Below are 18,755 nucleotides of genomic sequence, written 5' to 3' on the forward strand. Positions count from 1 at the left end.
TCTGCCTCTGGCGCCGATGCACCAAAGGGGTTGCGCTCTGCGCAAAGCCATGACTTGAATGCGCGCACAGGGATGCGGCGGCGACCTGGAGCTGTGGAGGTGATGCGACGGTTCAGAATTGGCAGTGCGGTCTACGAGGAGGCAGCGCCTGACCTGCAGGCGGCGCTTGCGAGCGCCTATGCCCGCACCGAGCGTCCGCTGTGCCTGTGCCGCGAGCCGGGCTGCCCGATGTACATCGCTCGCATCGGCGACCTTCACCTGATCAAGCGCATGCCGCTTAGCGGCGGCGGGCATGATCCATCCTGTGATTCATATGAATCGCCTTACGAACTGTCCGGCCTGGGCGCCTTGATGGGCAGCGCGATACAACTCGATCCGCAAAGCGGCATGGCGGCCCTCAAGTTGGACTTCAGCCTGTCGAAGACGGGGAGCCGGGCGCCGTCCGTGCCTGCCGGGCAAAGTTCCGCCAGCGTAACGGCCGATCCCAGGCGGATGTCGCTGCGTGGCCTGCTTCATTATCTCTGGCACGAGGCCGAATTGACGGTTTGGACATCGAGGTGGGCCGGCAAGCGACATTGGTGGAATGTCCGCTGGCATCTGCTCGAGGCTGCCGGGCAAATGACAGTGAGGGGCGGACGGCTCGCGGATATCCTGTTCGTGCCCGAGCCATTTCGCGCCGAGAACAAGCAAGCCATCGAGCAGCGTCGCAACGCGGTTCTCGGCACGGCGCACCCGCCGAAATCCGGTCCACGAAAGTTGCTTGTCCTGGTCGGTGAGGTGAAAGAGATTGTTCCTGCCCGCTCCGGTCAGAAAATCGTCATCAGGCATTTGCCCGGTTTTCCCTTCATCATCGACGATGCATTGCATCGCCGCTTGCAGGCGCGTTTTGAAAAAGAATTATCCCTGTGGGCAGCGGATTCCAGCTCGCATCTCATGACGATCGCGACGTTCGGACTGAACCCGGCCGGCCTCGCCATTGTCGAGGAGGTCGCGTTGATGGTGGTCTCCGAGAACTGGATTCCCTACGAGACGGTCCCGGAGAAAAGGCTCGTCGATGGGCTCGCCCGCCTTCGCGAGAAGAGCGTGAAGGGATTGCGCTTTGACCTGCAACCCGACCAGCCGATCGCCAATGCGTTGCTTCAGAACAGGGACGAGCCGATCGCGCTCTTTGTCGTTCCGGCCGGAGCGGAGGAAAACTACGAAGCGTCGCTCGACGAAATGATCGCCGCGCGACCGGAGATCGGCTCCTGGGTGTGGCGGGTCGGCGAAGGCGATATGCCACCGCTACCCCTTTGAGCGTCGTTGGGCGATTTTCCAGCGATGCTCACGATGCCTTAGGCCAAGCCCAGCTTCTTCTTGAGCTCGGCATTTTCCTTGCGCAGACGCTCGGCAAGCAGGCTCTTGAGGCGCTTGTTTTCTTCTTCGAGCGCGACAAGATCGCGAAGATCGCCGCTGTCTGAAGAAGGTGCGGCAGCCCTCTTCCAATAATAGTAGGTCTGCTCCGATATGCCGGCCTGGCCGACTGCAATCTTGCTGGTCGCGCCGGCAGCGATCGATTTCTCGATCTGGGCAAGCTTCTGGGCGCGTTCCTTTTCGGAATATGTCTTGCGGGCGGTCTTCGCTGCCACGGGAGCTTCTGCGGCCGCGGGCGCAGGTTTCGCTCCATTCTTGCGGGCCGGCTTGACGAGCTCTGCTTTCGCTTTCTTTGCTCGCCGAACTTTCTTCTTCGATTCAGGCACTTCCACTTTGGCTGGGGCAACTGTCGTCTGAACAGTCTGAGCGTCCTGAATATCGGCCATCATATACTCCGCTTGTGGTTCATCTCCTTCTTCAGCATCAAGGGATCTTATACTGAAGTCAATGACCTGCGAATTTGGCAGCTGAGCAGCATAGTCCGGCTGTGTCATCTCAGTGGCAATTTTGGACAGGTCAAGATCGCCCCAGATCGAATGGCTTGGCTTTTGCAGGTCGCGCTTCTGTTTTACTTCCACGATAAATGGCCGGATCTGGCGCTTCATAGTCTGTTCCTTGATGTGAGGACGACTTGCAGGCCAAGTCGCTGTGTTGCGTCAGCGAGTATCCTGCGCCTAGGCATCTTATCGCTCTTGCCGAGCTTTATCCGAGAAGGCCAGCTACGAGCAAGCGAGGTCTCACTGACCTCGGGGACTGCTCGATCACGGGGACGCAAGCAGGCTATTGCGCGCCGAGGTCTCATTTGACGCGACCTTCAGACCGTATCCATGCGCGCCATCCATAGGCACCACTTCGCTCGATCCACCGGCAGCTGACAAATTTCGACACGCTGATGAGGCTCGCATGCTCCAGGTTCGGTGAAGAGCCCCTCCCCGCATCGAGCGCCGCCTACGCCATCACCCGTTGCGCCGGGCAAACGTACAATGGACTAACAGCCGTCCGCATCCGATGACTGTGCACAACCCACTGCATCGATTGCAATCCTGATTTTCTTGGGAGCAAATCTTCTCATGGCGGCGGATGAGCTGGACGCGATTGTTTTCGGGATGGCGGTGGAAAGCGTTCGTGCGCTTCCTCTTGGCTTCACAGAAAAAGTCGCAGAAATTGCCATCAGAAGCCACGGCGTCCTGATTTTTGATTTGCGCATCGATGGCGACTTGGAAATGCAGCGGATCGCCGCCGTCCGATATCCAAGCAGCCAGACAGGCATTCTTGCGCTGGACAAGCAGGGCTCGGCCATCAGCCATTTCATGGTCAATGGCACTTTCTCCAGCTTTATCGCTCCCTTGGAGGACTGGGCCACTCTGCCGCTGCCCATGCAGGCCAGAACGAGTATCGCCGGCCCGGCCAGCCTCTTCATCGGCGAGTTGCGCAATGCCGGATACATCCCGCGCAGGAGGTCCTGATCCGAAGTTTTGGGCGCTGACTGGTCCATCACAGCGTCGAGCCAATGGGCCACACGGCCTTGCTATGGGCAATACCCACCGTGGTCAGGCGACCAGGATCATCCGAGTCGGTGTTTGGACCCGATACGTGGCTCGCTTGCTACATGCACCCTCATCGATGCTGGCCCCAATAGCGTGAAAATGCGCAGGCCGGCGGCGACGCACTGATCGAACAATGTCGGTCGCCGGCACGGAATTTTTTTGGACGCGACAGGGCTGCCGGCCACCCTAGCTCGCTATAGGCGGATTGCGACAGCTTACATTCACAACAGGGTTAAGCCCCTTCGGAAGCAGGTGGGCATTCCTGCGCAAGCTAGAAATCGATCCGAAATTGCAGATGAAGATGCGTATATCATCTGGACGGTGGGATCAGATGATCCGTAAGGGCAACGCCACACCAGCATGGCTGGCCAACGACTTCAATGCCAACCGTCGACACGCGCTGATCGTGGCGCAGATTATCAGCTCGGCCAGAACCTCGCTGACGATGCAGTGTCGATGTTCGTCAAGTTGATAGGCCGGCGGTTCTCGCAAGCCAATAACCGCAAGAAGCAGCGGCACACTGCGGGCCGGATACCGCCAAAGCGCTACGCATGCTACTGGCCGATCACAGCCCTGCAGTCCGCGAACGATTATGGCCGAAAAGCATTGGAGGTTCTCGATCGGGAAGTTGGACGGCACCGGTTGCTTCGGATGCGCATCGGCTGGCGTCGCGGCGCGCCTGTGGCCAGGATATACGACGCCCGAAATGCCGACCGGATCGCCAAGGGGCGATCACCCCGTCAGTGGGATTTACGTGTTCCGCGTCCCCATTGACTTCGAGGGGCGCGGAGCACGGCGATGCCTTGGGAGGCAAAAAAGTTCATTTAGCTTGATGACGTCGGACTGTCCGGGCGTCAGGCTGAGCCGGGCACACAGTTCTATGATTTGATTGTCGTGCAGGCGCGCGGGTGCTCGTCCTTCGAGACGACGGCGGCATCGGCATCGCGGCGCTTCTGCCATTGGAGGCCCGGCACATGCCGGGCCTCCAATGAGTCCTACGCTAGATCAAGCAAACCACCAGCGCTCAATGCACCTGTCGCCATCGAGCGGCAGATTGCCCGCTAGCGTACCATGCTGAACTTTGTCAGATGCCGCATCGACGATGCTGGGGAGCGAGTGCACAATTGTGCCACCGTCTTCGTTCACGATCTTTTGCATCTCAAAGTACATCTCCTGCCGCTTTGGCACATCAACTTCCTTTCTGGCCTCCTTCAGAAGGAAATTGAAGCGTTCGTTCTGCCAATGCGTATCATTCCAAGGCGCATCAGATGCAAATGATGTTGAGAACATCCAATCAGCGGTCGCTCGGCCGCCCATGTAGCCCATCACGAACGGCTTCTTCTGCCAGACACTTTCCCAATACCCGTCGTTCGGCTCACGCTTAACGTCAATATTGATCCCCGCTTTCGAAGCGTTATCCTTGAACAAAACGGCGGTATCGACGGCGCCGGTAAAGGCTGCATCAGCCGTCGAGAGCTGAACATTGATGCTTTCGTGACCAGCCTTCTTGAGCAGGAATTTTGCTTTCTCCGGGTCGTAAACCCGCTGCTCCAGCCGGTCGTTGTAAAAGCGATAAGCTGGGGTGATCGGATTGTCATTCCCGACCTTGCCGTAACCATTTAGCACGGTCTTTACGATGGCCTCACGGTCGATCGCGTACTTTAGTGCCAGCCTGACGTTCTTATCATTGAAAGGTGCGACATCCGTGAACATAAGAATAGAGTTGTACTGCCTACCTGTTACCTCCAGAAGTTTAACTCCTCCTCGTCCCGCAAGCATCTGTGCGGTGCTAACATCGACACTTTCAATGGCGTCCACCTCACCTGAGGTGAGCGCATTAGTCCTCGCCACCACATCTTCAATCCAAAGAACCTCTGCTGTGTCGAAGTGGCCCCGATCCTCACGCCAGAACTTGGGATTGCGTTCCAGCGTTGCACGCACGCCAGGGTCGAACGAGGAGATCGTATAACCGCCTGTTCCTACCATCTTACTGGTGTCAATGCTGTCGCCATCAGCCGCGAAGATCGGTAAGTGATAGTCCGCTAGGATCGGGGGAAAGTCGGCGTTTGGCGCTGAAAGCGTGAGGATCACAGTATTTGAACCGTCAGCCTTAATATCGGACACCTGCGCCATGAGACCTTTCACAGCCGACGTAGATTTCTCTCCCCGATGATGGTTATACGAAGATATCACGTCTTCGGCCGAAAATGATTTCCCGTTGTGAAACTCGATACCTTTACGGAGTTTGATGACGAACCGCGTTCCTCCGTCTAGTGTCTCAACACTTTCGGCAAGTTCAGGGACCGCTTCGCCCTTGCTATCGATTTCCATAAGATAGTTGCAAACGGCGAATGATACCTTACGCAGGCTCCCCGTATATTTGCTCGGATCGTATGAATCTGTCGTGGAACCGCCGTAGGTCGCCACGCGGAAGTGCCCACCGTTTTTCGCCTCCTGGGCAAATGCTCGGCTGGCACCCGGTATCGACAAGACAGACGCGATCCCTAGTGCCGAAGCGCCCTTCAAAAATGACCGGCGATCCAGCCGCCCGTCCGCCCCAAGCTGACGCAGAAATTCCATTGCAACCTCCAGTTCCCACCATCACGATCGACGATCGACCGAGTTCCGTTTTTCGGGACAATGTCCCTTTTTTCGATACTCAACCTCAAATGCATTGGAATGTCAATGTCGGTCCATTCGGAGAGCGGACAACAGCGCGGGGGCTTGATCGCAGCACCTACCCAAATGGGTTGCGTCATCGTCCTGGATGGACTGACGTCCCGGCGCCAGACGATACTTCTCGAACCGAAAAACAGTCGTTCGGTCCGAAGTTCGAAAGCTAAGTTTGAGGAGCTAAAGTGCTCGCTATATCGCTATGTCTGCGCGGCGGGCGAGCAACTGCGTCAGCCAACTGGGATCCAGTTTGGGTTCGGACGACAGAAGAAGATCGGTATAGGGGTGCAGAGGTGGCGCGAGGACCGCGTCACGCGGCCCGCTGTCCACAACTACGCCGTTCCGCATGACGACAATTTCGTCAGCGATTGCTTTTACCGTAGCCAAATCGTGAGTGATGAATAGAAAGGACGTCGAGAGCTCTTGTTGCAAACGCCGAAGCAGACTCAATATTTCGTGTGCGACCAGTTGATCGAGTGCGGATGTCACCTCGTCGCAGATTATCAGCCCAGGCTCTGCTGCCAATGCCCGGGCAATGCAAACTCGCTGCTTCTCGCCGCCAGATAGGTCACCGGGAAAACGAGTTGCAAATCCCTCGTTCAGATCGATCATTTCCAGGAGATTTGCAACGTGTTTTTCTTGTGATTTGCCTCGGATTCCTCGGTAGAATTCAAGGGGCCGACCCAACACCTCGCTTATTTGCTGCCGCGGGTTGAGCGCGGTGTCGGGCGACTGGTAGATCATCTGGATACGCTTCAAGTCGGCGCGCGATCGCTTATGCAGTTGGCCAGACAGCAGCTTCCCATCAAGCCTGATAGTGCCTTTGGACGGTGTCAAAAGACCTGTAATCGCTCGTGCGAGCGAACTCTTTCCGCTCCCCGATTCGCCGACAACTGCGACCGTCTGTTGGCGTCCAACTTCGAGCGAGACATTCTCAAGTATGTTCGGCCCTTGTGCATAGGCAGCGCAGACGTTCTCGACACGCAAAAGAGGTTCACCGGTGGAAGGTGTCGACGGCCGATGCTCCACCTTCCGACCGAATAGCGCTTTTGTGTAAGGTTCGCGCGGAGCGTCGATTATCTGCCGAGTCTCGCCCTCTTCTACCTTTGCGCCACTTCTCAACACAATAATGCGATCCGCAACCTGAGTTACAACCGCAAGATCGTGCGTAATATAAAGCGCCGCTGTACCAAAGCGCTCCACAATTATCTTTATTGCAGCGAGAACTTCCACTTGTGTGGTCACATCCAGCGCAGTAGTCGGTTCATCGAATACGATCAACTCGGGCTGACACGCCATTGCCATGGCGATCATTGCGCGCTGAAGCTGACCACCCGACACTTGGTGAGGATAGCGAAAGCCAATTTCATTAGGATTGGGGAGAAGCAGCGTCCTGAACATGGTTTGGGCGTCGGCTTTGGCCTGGCCCTTCGTCCTAAGGCCGCGTTTGACGGGGATTTCGGAATACTGGCTGAAAAGGTTCCAAGCTGGGTTGAACGATGCTGAGGCGCTTTGGGCTACATACGCAACACGTGAACCACGAAGAGCGCGCAATTTTCGCTCGGACGCCCCCACCAATTCCTCGCCATCAAATAGGATGGAACCGCCTGCAAAACGGCTCCCATCTCTCGCATAGCCAAGCGAAGCTAGGCCGATTGTCGATTTTCCAGCTCCGGATTCGCCGATAAGACCAAGGACCTCACCACGCTGTAACGTCAGATTCACGTCATTGAGGACGGGGCGCCATTGCTGGCCACTTCGTACCTCCACGGTGAGTCCCTTGATCTGCAGCAATGGACTTTCAGTTGCACTTTTGTCGGTCACGATTTCAGTCCACTTGCTTGATAAAGAAACCAGTCAACTGTCAGGTTGACGGCAATCGCACACAGCGCGATGGCTGCTGCAGGCAGAAGCGGAGCGATTTCTCCGTAGCTAATGAGCCCGGCATTTTCGCGAACCATACTACCCCAGTCTGCGGCAGGAGGTTGGATCCCTAAGCCCAGGAACGACAAGCTACTGATGAAAAGGACCACATAGCAAAATCGCATGCCAAATTCGGCTAGGAGTGGCGCAACGACGTTAGGTAAAACCTCTCGTCGCATTATCCAAAAATAGCCTTCACCCCGTAACCGCGCAGCCTCTACAAAATCTAGCGCTAGCACGCTGGATGACACCGATCGAACGAGGCGAAATACGCGAGTGGAATCGACGAATCCGATTACGAAGATCAGCGCGGTGATCGAGGTACCAGTGAGTGTGAGTACGAGCAGCGCAAATATGAGTTGAGGTATTGCCATCGCTATGTCGACAAAACGCCCGAGTGCACCTTCAACCCACCCCCCGATCGTCGCTGCGAGTAAGCCTGTAGCTGTGCCCACGACAAAGCCGAGGATGGTCGCCAGCAACGAGATCGCGATCGTGTTCCTTGTGGCGTAGATTAGTCGACTGAGCATGTCGCGGCCGAGATTGTCCGTCCCCAGCAGGAACTCTGCTCCTCTTGGAGCGTACTTCGGCCCTACGATCTGAGCCTCCGGAAAAGGAGCCAGAATGGGCGCTAGCACCGCAACAAGAATGTATGCTGCCAGCAACGAGATCCCGATCAGGGCAGGAACCGGGGCGAGTTTCAGGCGATGCGCTTGCGTGGAGCCGAGCAACGTCACTGCCTGGACGGCAAACAACCCAGCCAATGCGGCCCCTGGATACGCCAGAAAGCGTTCATGCGCGATTACAACAGCGGCGCCATAAGCGACTGAGACAAGAACGATGCACAGATGATCGGCTCCGCTGTGGGGCCGTCTCAGAAGTAGCGCACACAGGCCGGTCATCCCGGCCAATGCAAGAACGATAGCGCTCCAATTGCCTTGCGACGAAGCGGCCGACGCCAACACCAGAAAAATCGATCCGGTCAAGCATATCAAAAGACATAGCGTGATCCTGCGATATGTCGCAAAGTCTGTCATGACGTCTCTCGATTCAACGCGGATGCAGAAGACGGGGGTTTGCTAGTATCGTTAGAACGTCGGCTATGAGGTTCAGCGACACATAAATTAAAGCGAAGAACATGCTGCATGCTTGTACTACCGGAACATCTCTCCGAGAGACCGAGTCTACGAGAAGCTGCCCTACCCCCGGATAAACAAAAATGACTTCAACAACCACAACCCCAACCACGAGATAGGCGAGGCTCAGGGCAACGACATTGATGATAGGAGCGAAGGCATTGGGAAGTGCGTGCCGAACAATCACACTTGAGGGAGCGGCTCCTTTTAGGCGTGCCATCTGGATGTATGGCTGTGCCAAAAGATTAACAATTGCCGCACGCGTCATCCGCATCATGTACGCGAACACACCGAGCGTCAGAGCAAGGGCGGGAAGAGCGGTACGATAGAGACGTTCACCGAAAGTCAGGTCGGCATGAACGTTCGAGATACCCGGAAACAATCCCAACTGGGCGCTGAATATGAGTATCAAAAGGTAGCAGAGAAAAAACTCTGGAAGCGAAATCGATATGGACGCTGTAAAATTGATAGTTCGGTCGAACACTGAATCCCGATAAGTCGCAGCCAATATCCCGAACCCGAGCGCAAGCGGAACAGCGATTGCCGCTGCGAACCCGCCTAGAAATAATGTGTTCCAAATCCGAGGCCCGATCAGGGCCGAAATTTCTCGCTGTGTCACTACAGACTTGCCAAGATCACCCTTCAATACTCCGGCGAGCCAATTGAGGTACCGCTCCGTGGGCGGGAGGTTTAGCCCAAGCTCCTCCCTCAACGTGGCGACATTGTCGGGGGTCGCATCTTTACCCAGAATGGAGTGAGCTGCATCGCCAGGCAGCATTTCCACGCCAACAAACAGAATGAGGGAAATGATGAATAGCGTGGCGGCGCCAAACGCGATCCGACTTACTATCAATCTTATAAGCTTTTTCATACTCTCAGCCAGTCTATTCCAAACTCATAGGGGACGGTCTCTCGCGAAATGGCACGCCGACTGCACGAGGCCCGTAAGAGTATTCCAAGGCACCACCAGAACCGTCTCTAGCCCGTCTCCCGGGACGATCGGATGCGCTCACTAGTGATGCCCGTGGCCGACGGAGGTCGCCTTGCGCGCCAACATCAAAATGCTTGAAGCAGGATCGGAGCTCTGTGTGCCTCGCTCAACTGACAGAAGGAATTGTGTGAACCTTCTTAGAAGAAGGCGTGCGGCCAAGCTTCGAGTTCGACAGCCAACGTAACCTCTTTCGACTCTCTATTTCCCCATTTTTCGGGATTCTTTCCCATTTTTTGGTATAGGGCCGCGATCGCTCAGGAGTCAAGCCGACTCGGATTGCGTGTACCGCGACCTCACGAGGATATCATTCGTGGTCAAAGTCGATTTTATTCGACGAAGCTTAAGTCTGTTTTCTCGTCGAATCCAGTCTTTCGGTCGCATACTGCAATATATTGCGGTACTATGTCAACTCGTTAGAAGCTCGCATCGCAGGTATTGTTACGAGATACTCGATTATTGGGTGCGGCAGATTTCGCGATACTGGAAACTTTCTGCCTTCGCTTGGAGCAAGCTGCAAGGTATAGAGTGTGGTGGAAACTCCAAGGGTGTGAATCCGTTATGCATACCGAACACGAGCCGCCTAGTTTCACACTGGATTAAATCCAAACAAGTGGCTAAAGGCTGGAATGGCCGACTTTTCAGGTGGCCCGGCAGTCGTGTAGTGTCGTCCAGCATCGACCGAGGGAAGCGATCCTTTTGCCCATAAGCAAGACCAGCGAGCCGAAATCCGGACCTTTGGAGCGTTACGTTTCTGTGTTGGAGACCGTGGTGAGTTCCCCGGACGGTCTAACGACGCGCGAGCTTGAAACTATGTTGGGCTTGCCGAAAACAACCATAAACCGGATTCTTCTGGCTCTGACTTCGAGCGATCTTTTAGAGCCGGGCAGACGCAGAGGGGCATTTTCGCTCGGTAGTCGGTTCGCGCATATCCTTCAGGCAGATACGCGTTGGATTGAACTCGCCAGTAAGCGCCTGCTTAAGACATTGGCCGAGGAAAGTGGGGAGACCTGCTTCATTGCGCGACTCTACGGCGTAACAATTCGTTCGGTCGTGATGGAATCTCCCGATGCAAGTGTCGGGGTCTACGTAACTCCTGGATACATATTGCCTCCGAATGCCACCGCAACTGGTAAGCTTTTGACCGCCATGCAAGAGCCAAGTCTGAGAGACGCCATTCTACAAACTGAACTGAAAGGTCTCACTCAACGTACCATCACCGACAGGACGCAGCTTTTGCAGGAATACCAGAAGATCCGGCAGCAGGGCTACGCGGTGGAAGATGGCGAGCAAGTGCGCGGGCTATTCACCATCGCTTGTCCAATTATCCTGTCTGAAGGGCAACCACCCATCTATGCAGTAGGAATGACGGGTCCTGCCGAGAGAATGGCAGGGCAGCCGGTGCCTTTATTGGTCGATAAGTTGCGGCAAACGGCTGCGGAATTCGCCAGCGTGTTTGCACCGAACGGACGATCGAAGACGTAGGCATGCGATAGCCAGGGATACCTTGGCCCCAGTTTGACGGCACCGGCGCCGTATCGCTTGCCGCCGGTTCACGCGCGCCGATTAGGAACTCTAAAATCCCCCCGCTCGAAAGGCGCTGATCGCAGCCTGATTAAGGAACCACGAGCGCAGCAAAGCGGTCGAACAACGTGAACCTGCGTCTTTTGAAAGGTGTCACTCCATTTGGCCTCCTGGCTCTATCCAGCACCGCTTGCCGAGGCCAACTTCGCCAGGCCGGTGATTGACTGCATCGGTGCGTCGCCAACGACTTCATGAATGGTCGAGGCAACGCTGCGTATTTTCCCCATGAGACTTCGTTTCCAGAAGGCGTTGACCCTCAAGCTGACTGGCTGCTGAACAATATCAGCCGATAGGGTCATCCCATCCTGGATTCAAGAAGGGTCGGGCAGATCTACGTCCCTCTCGAACCGGCGAGGGCACATCGTAAGCAGCAGAGTAACGTTAGGCTTGCCCGACGCTACCCCACGGCTCATGAACGACAATGCCAAACCGATCGTGTGGCGCCCAGTTCGGAAAGATGGCAGCCGCATCGCTGGTTTGGCCGTCGAGGCGGACATCGAAGAGGCCGTCTTTGAGGGACCTCGTGTGCATTCTCGTACTTTTTCAAAAATGTGTATGACTCGGGCTGTCCGCCATGGCTGCGCCGCGGCCTCAAGTTAGGCGAGTGGCAATCTTCTTAAGCGTGCGGGTTTGGCGGGGTCGAAGAAGTGGTCCAGCGGTCCGTGTTCTACCAAGTGGTTGTTCCAGAACGCGAGCGCATCGCGGTTCAGCGTTACGCCAAGACCCGGTCCCTCAGGCACGGCAACCACGTTGTTTTTCTGCCGGAAAGGGCCGTTTTCGATCACGTCGCCGATCTGCCAACGAAAGAGCGACTGAGACGGTTCAGTAATCCACGGCATCGCCGCTGACATATGGAGATAGGCAGCCGTGGCGACGCCGGCATCGCCGGAATAGCACCAGAACCCGACCCCCATTGCTTCACAGGCCCCTATGAACCTGACAGCACGGTTGATGCCTCCCAGCACAGCGAAATTCGTGACGATGAAGTCAGGCACGCCGGCACGAACAGCATGACGGATATCGGGTATGTGGCTGGAGAACGGGATAGCCGAATGCTTTCGCAGCATAGCCATCTCTTCGAACGTAGCCACAGGATCTTCGTAGTTTCTGACGTTGAAGGGCTCGATCTCTCGCAGAACGTGAATCGCCGTCGGCACAGACCACTGCATATTGCTGTCCAAGCGGATCATATCACGCGGACCGAGCGCGGTGCGGAGTGCCTTGACCGTCTCAATTTCAAGCTCGGGATCGCCGCGAATTAGCTTCCCCTCGAACATTGTCGACCCGTGTTGTTCTCGCATAAGCAGGCAGTAGTCGGCGACATCGTCCGCCGACATCTCGCCGCCATCCCGGAAGCCAAAATACTCAGTGAACGGAATTTCTTTGCGAACCGCGCCACCCAGAAGCTTGTAAAGAGGTTCTCCAGACACCTTGCCGCGCAGGTCCCACAGGGCGATCTCGATTGCGCCGAATGCCTTCACTACCGAACTGTCGTCGGTATTCTGAACGATCTGCCAGGGCGGCAGGGTTTTTGCCTCGCAGGCTGCAATGTCGAGCGGATCCTGACCGACCAGCCTCTCACCCATTGCTTCGATCGTCCGAACGACTTCCACCGAAGGCGATTCCCCCAGGCCGATCAACCCCTCATCCGTTTCAACTTCGACGATTGCCTTGGAGGTGCCTGGATAGTGCCCACCTGTCCACCAAAGCGGCTTTTCAAGCGGAATATTGACAGGTGTGACGCGCAGCTTCGTGATTTTCATCTGATGTCCAAATTTCTTCGAACCAGCCTTCGGCCTTTTCGCATGTGGGTTTAGCGGCGGAACTTTTCGACCCCCCGGCGGGCTAAGCTCCACTAACTTCAAACTTGAGGGGCGGATCAATCTTTGACAAATCCTGCCGATCCAGATCGCGGGCAATGACCACGAGACCGTCTTCCCGGTCCAACCGACCGTCGACAATACCAGGAGGGTCAAACGTGCCGCCGACCCCTTGAATAAGAACTCGCCGTCCGCCCACTCGAACGAAACCTTTCGTCCTCAGCAGACGGTCACCGCAGAAACCTACGAAATTCTCGATCCATTCACTCAACTGCTCCCATTCAACATCCTCGAATTTGAGGAGAAACACCTGGATTCGTGTGTGATTGAAGTTTGCCGGCGCTCGGCGCGCAACCACCGGGAAACTTGATCGAAGGGGCTTCTGAAGACGGGCAAATGCTAGCCGCGCTCTTTCGGTCCGCTCACGCTGGTCAATCACAGTTGCAAGCGGATTGAGGTAGGCAGCGGAAGCAATCGCCTTTTTCAAGGCGGGAGCCTTTACCCGATCAGCCTTGGTTAGAACGATCGTCTGCGCCGCCGCTAGCTGCGCGACCGACTCTTCAAAGCTCTCACTTGTATCTATCCCCCGTTCGCTGTCGAACGTCGCCAGAACTGTCGTTCTAAGAGGCATTCCGATGCCCAATAGAGACCTCAAGATAGGAGACGGCTTGGACAAGCCGCTCGCCTCTATGATGATCCGATCTAAGGGTTGACTGCCCGCGGCTCCACGCTCGGACATCAGGGTCATGATGGCGTTCGGAAGGTCACTGTTGATGGAACAGCAGACACAACCGTTGTCCAAGGACGCCATCGGCAGGCCATTGCGCCCAGTTGAAATCAGCGCACCGTCAACATCAATCTGACCAACTTCATTTACAATCACGCCCGTATTCTTTGTGAGCGGATCTTTCAGATGGTCGAGGATCAGAGACGTCTTTCCACTCCCGAGAAATCCGGTCAGAAGAAAAACTTGCGGGACGGAATGCTGACCGTCTGGTTTCATCATTGCCTCTGCCCAAGGGAGAGATCGATGTTCGAGCCTTCCCAGCTCTTCGCCACGATCTCGCGCACGTCTGCCAGCAGCTCGGCCGTATCGTACACGACGCCATTGCGTATGGTGTACTGGAGGCCGCGGCGCCATTCCGACTTGCCCGTCTCGTCGTTCAGTCGAAGCGCGCCCGTTCCATACATGTACTTCAGATCTTCCAGAGGGTTCTCCTGATGCACGAGCAGATCGGCACATTTGCCGACTTCAACTGTGCCTATCTCATCAGCAAGGCCCATCAGCTCCGAAGCGGAATGGGTGGCTGCGCGGATGACTTCCAGAGGATGAAACCCTGCCTCCTGGAACCATTCAAGTTCACGAATGAAGCAGAAGCCGTTGATGTGATAGAGGAAGCCCGCATCACTCGCCGGGCAAACACGTCCGCCCTTCTTGGAATAGTCATGCACAAATTTGGACCAACGGCGGAAATGCTCTTTCCACTCGACTTCGTTTCGCGTCGACCACTGGAACCAGTATGATCCGTGGTTCTGGCGCTGCGGCTCGAAGAAGTCCCAGAGGTTCTTGTGAGTATATTGATCGTGCCAGTCCGCCCTTCTGGCGCGCATGAGATCTCGATTAGCCTCAAGGATAGCCAGCGTCGGCACGAAGGTGTGGTCGAGCTCTAGGAACCGATCCAGCGTCTCATTCCACTTCGCACTGCCCGGCTCGGCAGCATGGATGAAGTTCTGGCTGCTGCTGTTATAGCGCAGATATTCGTCCATGAAGTCATAGTCTGCTGGGTACGGCTGAATGCTGGTCTTTTCGAACATCGCCTCCGGAACACCATAGAAGTGCTCCGTGCTCGTCAGTCCCCAGCCTGCGGTTGTCAGGGCGTTCAACCTTGACAGCGCCATCTGAGGATGGTGGCAGCCCGACCGCAGCCCAAGCGCCTTCGCCTCCTCAAGAGCAGCCTTGAAGATCGCAGGTGACGCGCCGTAAAACTTAATACCATCAGCTCCGCGCTCCGCAACCGCCCGGAGCCAATCTCGTCCAGCCTCCGGCGTATGGATAATGTTGAGGAATTCATCGCTGGATGGGAAGCCTGCGTAGGCCATGATCCGAGGCGCAACGATTTTGTTCGCGTCGGATGCAGCCTTCTGCTGCAAGGTCCAGCCAAGTCCATTTGCTGACCACATATCGCGTACAGTCGTGATCCCATGCCCCAACCACAACTTATAGACATATTCCACAGGGGCCTGCTCGCCGTTTGCAGCGTGCAGGAAGTGTCCGATATGAACATGCGAGTCGATGAACCCTGGCGTCACCCATTTTCCGTGGCAATCGATCTCGAAGTCTCCGGCCGGTGGTCGGCGCGCCGGATCAATTGGCAACTTCGGAAAGCCAACACTGACGATCTGAGTGATGCGTCCGTTCTCAACAACGATATCCATCGGCCCCATAGGAGGAGCCCCAGTGCCATCAATGAGTGTGGCACCCCGAAGTACCATCCGAGCGAAAGGTCCTTCGCCGCGATCACGACCACTCGCTGGTGCAAGTGACGGCATTCCACGGGCGGTCATCACAACGATTTCTTCGTCACCTGCGGGAGTGCCTGGCGGCGGAAGGATGGTGTTAGACATTAGAGCTACCCCGTTTTTCGGACTAATGATCTGATTTTCGGGTTTACGTTTGCGGCATTCGGGAGTCAATGGGCCGCCCGAGACAATTCCTACTATGCTTTGGCCAAACATCGTTTTCAGGCAGCCTGGAGTGTCTCAGAAGGCACCCGGCGTCCGCCATAAGGCACGCATCGCAGCATCCCGGATGGTGGGCCACCCTCGATCACTGGAGATCAAACCACTTGTGGCTCCAGAAGCCCCGAAGTCGGATCTTCGGAGCTTCGAAATCATGCGAAACAGGTAGGCAGATAGCACTCTATCCCTCATGAGCTGCTCGTTTCAGCTTGCACCGGGGACCTAAGGACAGCAGCTTCCGCCAAACACAGTCACCTGACCTGTTGCAAGTCCGGCATCGATTGGCGCGATAGGCGCCCTCCTTCGACCTCTGCATTGCATTTCACTTGTCACGCCGCAGCCACATGCGGCATCGGCATATTGCGCTCTGCTGTTGGCGAAAGTGAGATCGCTTCCGTCAGTAACACCGGAGATCCCCGAAGGACCCAGTCCGCGACAATCATACCAATCACCGGAGCCAGCTGAATTCCATAGCCTCCCGCACCGGCGGCCGTCAGCAAACCGTGCTCAGATGGGTCAGCGGGCCCTACAAAAGGGCGATGATCAGCCGTCACCGGATAAAGGCCCGCCCATCCTCGACCAATCCTGGCGTCAGGCAGATCCGGTAGTCGCTCAAGCAACAACTCGGCCAACATCACCTTGGATGCTTCCTCACACTGTTCGTTGTAGTTGTCGGGATTTTCCGGCAGTGGAGAACTTGCCTTGTGGATCTCCGCAATCAACTCGCCCGCCTTTTCATGCCTGAAGTTCAGTCCCGTACCTTGCCCGTTCACCAGGTCCATCACCATTGGCATCGTGTATGAAAGCGGCTCGTCTAGGTGGATCGCCAGGGCCTCATGGCGTTCGGGATGGACGTGCAACTTTTGACCAAGCACCTCACCAACACGGGGGGCCCAAGCGCCGGCTGCATTCACGATAAAGTCGCATTCCAGCGCGCCTTTGCTGGTATCCAACCTGTAGCCGCCACATGCCCGTGATACACCGAGCAGCTTGCAATACTGTCTGACTTCAGAACCGAGCCTCTTCACCTCCTCGGCCAGCAACATGCACATTTCGTGGGGATCCAAAAAGCCGTCATCGGGTCCGAAGATCCCACCTTCTAGGCCCTCCGAACTGATATGCGGGATGAGTTGTTGAAGCTCGTTGGCTTGGTAAAGGCTCGACCTGAACCCAGCATCGCGCTGTATCTCCGTCGATTTGGCGAAGAGGTCCATTTGAGAGGACGTCCTGGCCAGGCGCAGATATCCGATGTGGTTGAAATGCAAGCCAAGCCGCTTCTCCCATTCGCGGATAAGCTGCACAGAATGCATCCGCAGCTGCAATTCGAATGGGTCAGTGAATTGGGTACCGACGACGCCCACTGAGCGGCCGCTTGATCCCGATGCGATCGACTGCGCATCAATGACTGTGACGCGGGCGCCCTGCTCGGCCAGCGCGTGCGCTGAGCACATGCCGAGCGTTCCAGCGCCGATAATGACCACACGAGGAGAAACTGTCATTTGATGTCCGAATTCAGTCTGAACTAGTCGGCGCCGTCCGATACGGTGCCTAAGGCGATTGATCACTTTGGCGTAGCGATTTCCGCGATTGCTCCATCGATGGCAGACAGAATCTCTTGCGCGTCATCGTGCGTCATGGGCGTTGAGAGGGCGAACAGCCCATAGCTTGCAGACAGAACACCCCGATCAATCAGCCCCTTGTGGAACCGATCTAGCTTCTTGCGTTCCGATACGCCGGGATATACCGACCGATAGTCCGTAATTGGCAGCGGGGTAAAATGGATCTTGAACAGGGACCCTAGGCCGACGCACTTCCCCGTAAGGCTGTGGCGCTTAAGAGACGCATTGATGCCGTCGCGTATCAGGCTACCGATTGCGTCCAAATGCGAAAAGCTGGCTGGAGTCAGCGCGCGCATTGCTGCGAGACCAGCGCGCATCGTAACTGGGTTCGCCGTGAAAGTGCCTCCGTGCGGCAATGCAGGCTTGCCGCGCGTTGGATCGAAAACGGCCATGGCTTCTGCACGCCCGCCGACCGCACCGACTGGGAAGCCTCCCCCGATGATCTTGCCGAGTGCAGTAATGTCCGGGTTGACGTCCCACAGGCCCTGCGCCCCGGAAAGCCCGAGACGGAGTGAGATAACCTCATCGAATATAACCAAAGAACCGGCCGCGTGGGCGACCTCGACTATAGCGTCTAGGTAGTCCTTGCGAGCGGGTATCAGGCCCGCACGGTTTGGCATCGGATCGATCAACACACCCGCTATCGAAGCGCCCTGGGCGTCGAACACAGCGCGAAGGGCTTCTATGTTGTTAAATGGGACGGCAATGACGTCTTCTAGAATACCCTTCGGTGTACCTTTCGCGTACGCCGTCGACACCGGCATGTCGCCCCAGTTCATGGGCGAACTGTCGAGGCTGACTTCAGCGAAATCATAGGACCCGTGATAGGCTCCTTCGATCTTGACGATTTTCGGTCGCTCGGTAAAAGCGCGCGCAGCCTTGATCGCCATCATCACAGCTTCGGTGCCCGAATTCGCAAATCGAATCTGTTCGACTGAAGGAAGGCGCTCGACCAGCAGCTCTGCGAGATCAAGCTCGCTTTCGGTCGGAGCACCAAATGCCGTACCATGAGGCAATTGATCCATCACCGCCGCAGTCACGTCCGGATGACCGTAACCGTGTATCATTGCGGTGAAGTTGTTGATGCAATCATAGTAAACATTGCCGTCGACGTCCCAAACCCGAGGCCCTTCGCCGCGATCGGCGTAGATGGGGAAAGGGTCAATGAAAACAGTTGTCCGGGTGTTTCCACCCGGCATGACCCGCATGGCCCGCTCGAACATCTCGCGAGACTTCGGCATGGAGTCTGGATAGTGGCGCATTGTCTCTCACTCGCGAAGACGTTCTGGAAAGCAAATAGGATTGCGAACTGG

At 56.3% G+C, this 18,755-nt stretch carries 13 protein-coding genes and 1 pseudogene; 4 read left to right on the forward strand and 10 right to left on the reverse strand.

The genetic code is table 11. The annotated features are described in order from the left end of the window. Positions 1-102 precede the first annotated feature (102 nt). Positions 103-1,296 (forward strand): DUF1173 domain-containing protein, encoded by a 1,194-nt coding sequence (locus AC1D10_RS32410; RefSeq protein ID WP_477279072.1) that lies wholly within the window; start codon positions 103-105, stop codon positions 1,294-1,296. 38 nt (positions 1,297-1,334) lie between these two features. On the opposite strand, the gene AC1D10_RS32415 is transcribed toward AC1D10_RS32410, so the two are convergent. After that, complete coding sequence (locus tag AC1D10_RS32415; RefSeq protein WP_477278896.1) at positions 1,335-2,018, reverse strand: transposase; 684 nt, start codon at positions 2,016-2,018, stop codon at positions 1,335-1,337. Between the two features lie 465 nt (positions 2,019-2,483). Here AC1D10_RS32415 and AC1D10_RS32420 point away from each other — a divergent pair, with 465 nt between their 5' ends. Further along, on the forward strand, positions 2,484-2,879 hold the full coding sequence (locus tag AC1D10_RS32420; RefSeq protein ID WP_477278898.1) for a hypothetical protein: 396 nt from the start codon (positions 2,484-2,486) through the stop codon (positions 2,877-2,879). Between the two features lie 331 nt (positions 2,880-3,210). Next, positions 3,211-3,617, forward strand: a pseudogene (locus AC1D10_RS32425) (Tn3 family transposase); the annotation flags it as partial. Positions 3,618-3,965: 348 nt separating this feature from the next. Here the strand turns inward: AC1D10_RS32425 and AC1D10_RS32430 are convergent. The 4 genes from AC1D10_RS32430 to AC1D10_RS32445 all read right to left on the reverse strand — a co-directional run bounded on the left by AC1D10_RS32430 (position 3,966) and on the right by AC1D10_RS32445 (position 9,563). Continuing rightward, on the reverse strand, positions 3,966-5,540 hold the full coding sequence (locus AC1D10_RS32430; RefSeq protein ID WP_477278900.1) for an ABC transporter substrate-binding protein: 1,575 nt from the start codon (positions 5,538-5,540) through the stop codon (positions 3,966-3,968). A gap of 285 nt (positions 5,541-5,825) precedes the next feature. Then, entirely contained in the window at positions 5,826-7,457 is a 1,632-nt protein-coding gene (locus tag AC1D10_RS32435) for an ABC transporter ATP-binding protein (RefSeq protein ID WP_477278902.1), read from the reverse strand. Further along, complete coding sequence (locus AC1D10_RS32440; protein WP_477278904.1) at positions 7,454-8,593, reverse strand: ABC transporter permease; 1,140 nt, start codon at positions 8,591-8,593, stop codon at positions 7,454-7,456. Before AC1D10_RS32440 ends, AC1D10_RS32435 begins: the two co-directional genes overlap by 4 nt. 13 nt (positions 8,594-8,606) lie before the next feature. Continuing rightward, the gene (locus tag AC1D10_RS32445) at positions 8,607-9,563 is read right to left on the reverse strand and encodes an ABC transporter permease (protein WP_477278906.1); all 957 of its coding nucleotides are present in this window, start codon (positions 9,561-9,563) and stop codon (positions 8,607-8,609) included. Positions 9,564-10,325: 762 nt separating this feature from the next. Here AC1D10_RS32445 and AC1D10_RS32450 point away from each other — a divergent pair. Further along, positions 10,326-11,165, forward strand: coding sequence for an IclR family transcriptional regulator (locus tag AC1D10_RS32450; protein ID WP_477278909.1), 840 nt, complete (start codon positions 10,326-10,328; stop codon positions 11,163-11,165). Positions 11,166-11,860: 695 nt separating this feature from the next. On the opposite strand, the gene AC1D10_RS32455 is transcribed toward AC1D10_RS32450, so the two are convergent. The 5 genes from AC1D10_RS32455 to AC1D10_RS32475 form a co-directional block, all read right to left on the reverse strand. After that, positions 11,861-13,027, reverse strand: a complete 1,167-nt coding sequence (locus AC1D10_RS32455) for a mandelate racemase/muconate lactonizing enzyme family protein (protein ID WP_477278911.1) — start codon at positions 13,025-13,027, stop codon at positions 11,861-11,863. Positions 13,028-13,109: 82 nt separating this feature from the next. Next, positions 13,110-14,090 (reverse strand): CobW family GTP-binding protein, encoded by a 981-nt coding sequence (locus AC1D10_RS32460; protein ID WP_477278913.1) that lies wholly within the window; start codon positions 14,088-14,090, stop codon positions 13,110-13,112. Beyond that, positions 14,087-15,520 carry an amidohydrolase family protein gene (locus tag AC1D10_RS32465; protein WP_477278915.1) on the reverse strand — a complete coding sequence of 478 codons (1,434 nt, stop codon included), beginning with the start codon at positions 15,518-15,520 and terminating at the stop codon, positions 14,087-14,089. The genes AC1D10_RS32460 and AC1D10_RS32465 overlap by 4 nt, the downstream gene beginning before the upstream one ends. Before the next feature lie 632 nt (positions 15,521-16,152). Beyond that, positions 16,153-17,322 (reverse strand): NAD(P)/FAD-dependent oxidoreductase, encoded by a 1,170-nt coding sequence (locus AC1D10_RS32470; protein ID WP_477278917.1) that lies wholly within the window; start codon positions 17,320-17,322, stop codon positions 16,153-16,155. Positions 17,323-17,384: 62 nt separating this feature from the next. Continuing rightward, positions 17,385-18,704 (reverse strand): aspartate aminotransferase family protein, encoded by a 1,320-nt coding sequence (locus AC1D10_RS32475; protein WP_477278919.1) that lies wholly within the window; start codon positions 18,702-18,704, stop codon positions 17,385-17,387. Between the last annotated feature and the right edge of the window lie 51 nt (positions 18,705-18,755).

The sequence above is a fragment of the Mesorhizobium sp. P2_A8 genome (assembly GCF_056404935.1).

Coding starts and splice junctions, on each gene's coding strand:
- AC1D10_RS32410 (WP_477279072.1), top strand. CDS start 103: ATGCGACGGTTCAGAATTGGCAGTGCGGTCTACGAGGAGGCAGCGCCT.
- AC1D10_RS32415 (WP_477278896.1), bottom strand. CDS start 2,018: ATGAAGCGCCAGATCCGGCCATTTATCGTGGAAGTAAAACAGAAGCGC.
- AC1D10_RS32420 (WP_477278898.1), top strand. CDS start 2,484: ATGGCGGCGGATGAGCTGGACGCGATTGTTTTCGGGATGGCGGTGGAA.
- AC1D10_RS32430 (WP_477278900.1), bottom strand. CDS start 5,540: ATGGAATTTCTGCGTCAGCTTGGGGCGGACGGGCGGCTGGATCGCCGG.
- AC1D10_RS32440 (WP_477278904.1), bottom strand. CDS start 8,593: ATGACAGACTTTGCGACATATCGCAGGATCACGCTATGTCTTTTGATA.
- AC1D10_RS32445 (WP_477278906.1), bottom strand. CDS start 9,563: ATGAAAAAGCTTATAAGATTGATAGTAAGTCGGATCGCGTTTGGCGCC.
- AC1D10_RS32455 (WP_477278911.1), bottom strand. CDS start 13,027: ATGAAAATCACGAAGCTGCGCGTCACACCTGTCAATATTCCGCTTGAA.
- AC1D10_RS32460 (WP_477278913.1), bottom strand. CDS start 14,090: ATGATGAAACCAGACGGTCAGCATTCCGTCCCGCAAGTTTTTCTTCTG.
- AC1D10_RS32465 (WP_477278915.1), bottom strand. CDS start 15,520: ATGGATATCGTTGTTGAGAACGGACGCATCACTCAGATCGTCAGTGTT.
- AC1D10_RS32470 (WP_477278917.1), bottom strand. CDS start 17,322: ATGACAGTTTCTCCTCGTGTGGTCATTATCGGCGCTGGAACGCTCGGC.
- AC1D10_RS32475 (WP_477278919.1), bottom strand. CDS start 18,704: ATGCGCCACTATCCAGACTCCATGCCGAAGTCTCGCGAGATGTTCGAG.